The sequence below is a fragment of the Streptomyces sp. SPB074 genome (assembly GCF_000154905.1).
Classification (GTDB): Bacteria; Actinomycetota; Actinomycetes; order Streptomycetales; family Streptomycetaceae; genus Streptomyces.
Genome location: NZ_GG770539.1, coordinates 262,828 through 269,170 on the forward strand (window position 1 = coordinate 262,828; position 6,343 = coordinate 269,170).

4 protein-coding genes and 1 pseudogene are annotated in these 6,343 nt (G+C 76.1%); 1 reads left to right on the plus strand and 4 read right to left on the minus strand.

The window, feature by feature from the left end; all coding sequences use genetic code 11:
* The 4 genes and pseudogenes from SSBG_RS01125 to SSBG_RS33015 form a co-directional block, all read right to left on the minus strand.
* The coding region (locus tag SSBG_RS01125) for an SDR family NAD(P)-dependent oxidoreductase (protein ID WP_008744398.1) at positions 1-3,940 on the minus strand (3,940 nt) is incomplete at its 3' end.
* On the minus strand, positions 3,937-5,046 hold the full coding sequence (locus SSBG_RS33530) for an AMP-binding protein (RefSeq protein WP_078491190.1): 1,110 nt from the start codon (positions 5,044-5,046) through the stop codon (positions 3,937-3,939). The genes SSBG_RS33530 and SSBG_RS01125, both read right to left, overlap by 4 nt.
* Positions 5,047-5,168: 122 nt before the next feature.
* Positions 5,169-5,594, minus strand: a pseudogene (locus SSBG_RS35955) (AMP-binding protein); the annotation flags it as partial.
* Positions 5,558-5,812 carry an acyl carrier protein gene (locus SSBG_RS33015; RefSeq protein WP_037868629.1) on the minus strand — a complete coding sequence of 85 codons (255 nt, stop codon included), beginning with the start codon at positions 5,810-5,812 and terminating at the stop codon, positions 5,558-5,560. The gene SSBG_RS33015 and the pseudogene SSBG_RS35955, both read right to left, overlap by 37 nt.
* A gap of 309 nt (positions 5,813-6,121) precedes the next feature.
* Between SSBG_RS33015 and SSBG_RS01140 the strand changes: the two genes are divergently transcribed.
* The coding region (locus tag SSBG_RS01140) for a hypothetical protein (protein ID WP_037868630.1) at positions 6,122-6,343 on the plus strand (222 nt) is incomplete at its 3' end.

A 6,343-nucleotide genomic window follows, 5' to 3' on the forward strand; every position in this document is an offset into this window, starting at 1 on the left:
GGGCGCCGTGCCGGAGCTGGAGCAGCACCTTGGTGAGCCCGGCGATGCCGGCGGCGCTCTCCAGGTGGCCGATGTTGGTCTTCACCGAGCCGATGGCGACGTGCTCGGGCCCGGGGGTGAAGGTGCTCAGCGCGGCGCGCAGGCCCTCCAGTTCGATCGGGTCGCCGAGCGAGGTGCCGGTGCCGTGGGCCTCGACGTAGCCGAGGGCGCGCACGTCCGCGCCGGAGTCGCGCACCGCGTCGGCGACGAGTTCCGCCTGCGCGGTGGGGCTGGGCACGGTGAACCCGCTGGTGCGGCCGCTGTGGTTGAGGCGGGCGGAGCGGATCACGGCGTGGACGTGGTCGCCGTCGGCCAGGGCGCGGTCCAGGGGCTTGAGCAGCACCGCGCCGACGCCCTCGCCGGGCACGTAGCCGGTGCCGCCCTCGCCGAAGGCACGGCACCTGCCGTCCCGGGACAGCCAGCGTCCGCGCGCCAGTTGGAGGTACTTCTGCGGGTGCGGCATGAGGTTGACGCCACCGGCGAGGGCGACGGTGCTCTCCCCCCTGCGCAGGCTCTCCACGGCGAGCTGGACCGCCGTCAGGGAAGAGGAGCACGCGGTGTCGAGGGCGATGCTGGGGCCGCGGAGGTCGAAGGTGTAGGAGACGCGGTTGGCCACGGAGGAGTGGAGGGACACCGGGGCGGTCTCGTCGTCGGGGTCCGTGACGAACTGGAAGTGGTTCCACATGACGCCGGCGAAGACGCCGACCCGCTCGGCCGTGAGGGAGTCCGGCGGGTAGCCGGCGTCCTCCAGGGTCTGCCAGGCGACGGTCAGGAACAGCCGCTCCTGGGGGTCCATGCGTTCGGCCTCGCGGCGCGAGATGCCGAAGAACAGCGGGTCGAAGCGGTCCATGCCGTCGAGGAAGCCGCCCCAGCGGCCGTAGGTGCGGCCCGGGCGGCCGGGCTCGGCGTCGAAGAGGGCGTCGTGGTCCCAGCGCTCGGCGGGAACCTCGGTGACGCAGTCCCGGCCCGCCGCCAGGTTGGCCCAGAAGGCGTCCAGGTCGGCGGCTCCCGGGTAGCGCCCGGCCACACCGACGATCGCGACGGGTTCCGGGGCGGTACGGGAGCGCCCTGCCGGGGCGGCGGGCGCGCGGCGCGCCGCGGACGGCGGCGGGACCGTGCCGGCCGGTCGCGGGGCGGGGGCGAACAGGCCCGTCACGAGCGGTCCGTCCACGGGGCCCTCGGTGTGCACGGCGACCAGCCGGGGCGGGGTGGCGGGCGCGGCCAGGCAGCGGTCCAGGAGGCCGAGCGCGGTGGCGGTGGGCAGGGGGCGCATCCCCGACCCGGCGGAGCGGGCGAGCGCGGCGGCGTCGGCGCGCATCCCGCCCTCGGCCCAGTAGGGCCAGGCCAGGGAGAGGGTGCGCCCGGTGCGGGCCGGGTCGGCCGCCCGGTGGGCGGCGAAGGAGTCGAGGAAGGCGTTGGCGTAGCCGTAGGCGCACTGGCCGGTGTGGGGCAGGACGGCGGAGAGCGAGGAGAACAGCACGAAGAGGGCCGGGGCGGCCTCGGCGGTGGCGCGGTCGAGGTGCAGGGTGCCGGCGAGTTTCGGGGCGAGCGCGGCGCGGGTCTCGGCCGGGTCCCGGCGGAAGTGCACGCCGTCGTCGGTACGGCCCGCGCAGTGGAACACCGCGTCGATACGGCCGTGCAGCTCGTGGCAGCGGGCGACGACGGCCTCGGCGTCCTCGCGGCGCGCGAGGTCGGCCTGGACGTAGTGCGCCTCGCCGCCCCGGGCCGCGCAGCGCTCCAGCAGGGCGCCGACCGCCGCGTCGGCCGGGCGGGTCCCGCACAGCACCAGCCGGGCCTGCCGGGTCCCGGCCAGGTGCTCGGCGAGGAGCGAGCCGATGCCGCCCGCGCCGCCGGTGACGAGGCACACGGCTCCCGGGCTCAGGACGGGCGCGCCGGACGGGTCCGGGGTGAGCGGGGTCAGGCGGCGTACGTGGCGCTCGCCGTCCCGGTGCCTGCTCTCGCTGTCGTCGCCGTCGTCGGCCGCCTCCGCGAGGAGGACGCCGGCGAGTTCCGCGGCGTCCGGGGCGCCCACGACGAGCGTGCTCCGGCAGCGCAGGGCCGGGTTCTCGGCCGTGATGCCGCGGGCGAGGGAGCCGACCGCGCTGTGCTGGGGGGTGGAGTCCTCGTGGTCGGCGCGGTACAGGAAGCGCAGGACGCGGGCGGTATCGGCGGGCCTGGCCGCGAGCGCGCCCGCGAGCGCCCAGACGACGTCGTAGCCGTCGGTGGTGTCGGCGAGCGGGCCGGGGGCGGGGGTGGGGCAGACCGCCAGGACGGCGGGGCTGGTGCCCTCGGCGGCGAGTTCGTCGAGCAGGCGCGAGAAGTCGGCGCGGCTGCCGGTGGGCAGGCACCAGGTGTCCGTTCCCGTGCGCTCGTAGGCGAAGGCGGGCTGTACGTGCACGGTGCGCCGTCCCCCGGCGCGGTGGCGCAGCGCTTCGGGGAGCGCGGCGTCGGGGGTGACGACGAGCAGATCGCCGCCCGGCAGGGGCGCGCCGGTGGCGGCGAGGGGGACCCAGACGGGCTGGTGGAGGCCGAGGTGCGGGGCAGAGGCGGGCGGCGTCGCCGGGTCCCCGGGGGCGGGGAGCGCCGGTGTGCCGGGCGCCGTCGGGGACGGGCCCGGGGCGGCCGGTGTCTCCGACGTGTCCGCTGCCGCCCGGGGGGCCGGTGCCGTCGGTGTGCCCGCCGCCGCCCGCGGTTCCGGTGCCGCCTGCGGCTCGTCACCGGCGGGCAGGGTGAGGGTGTGATGCCGCGCCAGGTGGCGGGCGACCGAGGCGACGTCGGGGTGCTCGAAGAGCAGCGTCGGGTAGAGACGGCCGTCGACCACCTTCTCCAGCTCGGCGCTGAGCGCGAGCAGCGCGACCGAGTCCAGGCCGAGTTCGTAGAAGCCCCGGCGGGGGTCCACGGCCTCCGGGGCCCGGTCGAGGAGAGCACCGATCAGGGTGCGTACGTGCAGGGCGAGCCGCTGCTCGGGATCCGGGCCCGCCGGGGCGGCCGGGGCGGGGCGCGAGGGCTGCCGTGCCGGTGCGGCCGGGGTCTCCAGCAGCCGTGTGATGAGCCCCGCGTGGCGGACCCGCTTGCAGCTCAGCTTGGTGAACCGGGCGACGAAGCGGCCCTGTTCGTCATAGATCAGGCTGTCGTTGTGGATCACGTCGCCGGACGGCGCGACGGTCTCGGCCGCAGGGACGTGCACCCAGCAGGGCCCGCTGACCGCGCGGGGGGCGCGGAACTCGGCGATGTGGACGGGGATGAAGGGGTCGGGGCCGGGGGGCGGGCGGTGGCCGAAGGTGACGAGGGTGGCGGCGTCGAGCTTCGCCGGATGCAGGTGGAAGGCGCTCTCCTGGTCCCGGGAGCCGGGGTCCAGTTCGAGGCGGGCGAGGAGGCCGCCCGTGTCCAGGACGTGGAGTTCGCCGAAGCCCATCATGGGCGGGCCGTGCTCGATGTCCTCCTCCCGGGCCTGCGCGTACAGCTCCGCCATGTCGCGGGCGCGCACGGCGCGGGTGAGCAGGGCGCGCGGGTCGATCGGCGGGGGCGGGGGCTCGTCGGTGTACTCCAGGCGGGCCGAGAAGTGCGGGCGCCACGCCGCGTCCTCGGTGGCCGTCGCCGGGTCCGCGCCCTCCTCGACCGGGGCGCCGGCCGCCTCGACGGGGTGGGAGCCGGTGGCGTCGGGGGCGCCGATCCTCACCCGTACGGCGAGGTCGCGTCCGGGCGCGGTGGCGATGGGCTCGGCGAAGAGCACGTCGCGCAGTACCGCGCGCGCGGTGTCGATTCCCCGCGCGCCCAGAATCCGGTACACGATGTCGAGGAAGGTCGCGCCGGGCATCACCGACACCTGGTGGATGCGGTGGTTGCGCATGATGAAGTCGTCGTGCGGCAGCAGGAGGTGGCACTCGATCGGGTCGTTCACGGCGTGGCTTCCCCCTCGTGTCCGAGCCGGCGGACGGCGTCCTCGCGCAGCCGGGACCGGTCCGTCTTCCCATGGGCGTTCACTGGTGCGTCGGGCAGCCACCACAGGTGGCGGGGCAGCATGTAGGGCGGCAGGCGGGTGGCGAGCCGCTCGGCCAGGTCCTTGATGTCGGGCTCGCTGTCGCCGAGCAGGTAGGCGACCAGGCGGGTGCCGCCGGGCACGTCGAGCGCGAACGCGACGGCGTCGGTGCCGGAGGTGTCGCGCAGGGCGGCCTCCACCTCGCCGACCTCCACGCGGTAGCCGTTGATCTTGACCTGGGCGTCCTTGCGGCCGAGATGGACCCAGCCGTGCGCGGTGGCGCGCACCTGGTCCCCGGTGCGGTACCAGCGCCGCCCGCCGTGCTCCAGGAACCGGCCGGTGTCCTGGGCCGGTTCGAGGTAGCCGCGGAACATCTGGGGCCCGGTCATGACGAGTTCGCCGGTGTCCTCGGCGGGCGAGCCGTCCGGGGCGAGGAGCATCGCCGCCATCCCGGTGTTCGCGGTGCCGATGGGCACGGTGGCGCCGTAGCCGGGGTCGCTGAGGTCCTGGTCCGGGTGCCAGCGGAACGCGGTGCAGGCGATGGTCAGTTCGGTGGGGCCGTAGATGTTGTCCAGGACGCCGTCGGGCGCGGCGCGCTGCCAGTAGCGGGCGGTCTCCACGAGCAGGGGCTCGCCCGCGAAGACCGACTGCCGCAGTCCGGCGAGGCTGCCGGGGGCGAGCCGGTCGGCGCGTTGCAGGCCGCGCGCGAGGCTGGGGGTGCTGTGCCAGACGGTGAGCCCGTACCGGCGCACCCAGCGTGCCGGGTCCAGGGCCTGGAGCCGGGAGAGCACGCACACGCAGGCGCCTCCGGCCCAGGCCGGGAAGAGGTCGCACATCGCCAGGTCGAAGGTCGTCTCGTGGACCTGGCTGAACCGGTCCTCGGGCCGCACCGCGTAGCGGGAGCGGGAGGCGGCCAGGAACGCCGAGACGTTGCCGTGGCTGACGGGCACGCCCTTGGGGGTGCCCGTCGAGCCGGAGGTGAAGAGGATGTGGCGATGTCGTCGGGGCTTCCGGCGGATGGCCGCCAGCCGGCCCCGGCGCCGGGGGCGGACAGTTCCTCAAACGTCAAGACGCGGGCGCCTCCGGCGGCGCTGGGCAGCTTGGCGGGCAGGGCCGCGCGGTCGGTGCCCGGGGCCAGGACGACGTGGACGGGCGCGGACTCCAGGAGGCCGGGGAGCTGTCCCGCCGCGCCCGGGGCGGCGATGACCGCGCCGCAGCCCGCGGCGCGCAGTACGGCGGCGTTGCGCGCGGGCGGGTTCTCCGGGTTCAGCGGTACGGCGGGGGCACCGGCGTAGAGCGCGGCGAGCAGCCCGATGTACGCCTCGGGCGTCTTGGAGGCGAGGACGGCGACGGGGGCGCCGGGCTCACCGCTCGCGAGGGCGGCGGCCCAGGCGCGGGCGAGCGCGTCCGTCTCGGTGTACGTCCACGCGCGGTCCAGGATGCGCAGGGCGGGGCCTTCGGGGTTGCGGGCGAGGCCGTCGGCGAACCACTCGTGCACCCTCCTGGCGGCCCCCGGCAGGGTGACCGCCCCGCCGCCCGTCACCGGTTCGCCAGACAGCCGCTGACGACACGCCACAGCTCGGCCGGGGTGGCGAAGCTGGCGGGGACGAGCCCCCCGTCGGGGAACTCGATGTCGTAGGCGTCCTCCAGCCGGGCGGAGAGGCCGACCATGCCGAGGGAGTCCAGGCCGTGCGCGGGCAGGGGCAGGTCGGGGCGCAGCGGAGCGGCCGGGGGGTAGTCGGTGAGTGCGGCCCTGACCAGCTTCTCGTAGGTCTCGTCCCAGTTCGTCGCCACGGTGCGCCTCGTCCTCCTCGTCGTCGCCGGGGTGGTGCCGGTGTGCCGGGTGCGCGATATCGGGGTGCGCGTGCACGCCGTTCGCGGAAACTCCGTGAAAAGCGCGCGGACCCGGCCGAGAGAAATCCGGCGCGGGGATGCTAACGACGGGATTTCCACCGCCGCAAGACCGCCCGGGCACTTTTTCGGCCTGCGCAGTATTGAGCAGAATTCCGCGCGGTAAAGAGGGGACCATCCGGGGTCTTTGTTTTGTTTCCGGGCCGGGAATCAGGCGTCGGCGGCGCCGGTCGAGGCGGGAGGACGTGTGTCATGCCGCGTGTGCTGATCGCCGGTACCTCACCGCTCCTCGCGGGCCGGCTCGCCGCCCGCTGCCTGGCGGACCCCGCCGAGACGGGGCGGGGCACCGAGGTGGTGCTCCTGTCCGCCGCCCGGTCCCGGCCGGGGGAACCGGCGCCGGACCGGCGGGAGCTGGCCCGGTTCGTCGCGCGGTGCGGCGGCGGGGAGGAAACCGGCGCGGAACGCCTGACCGTG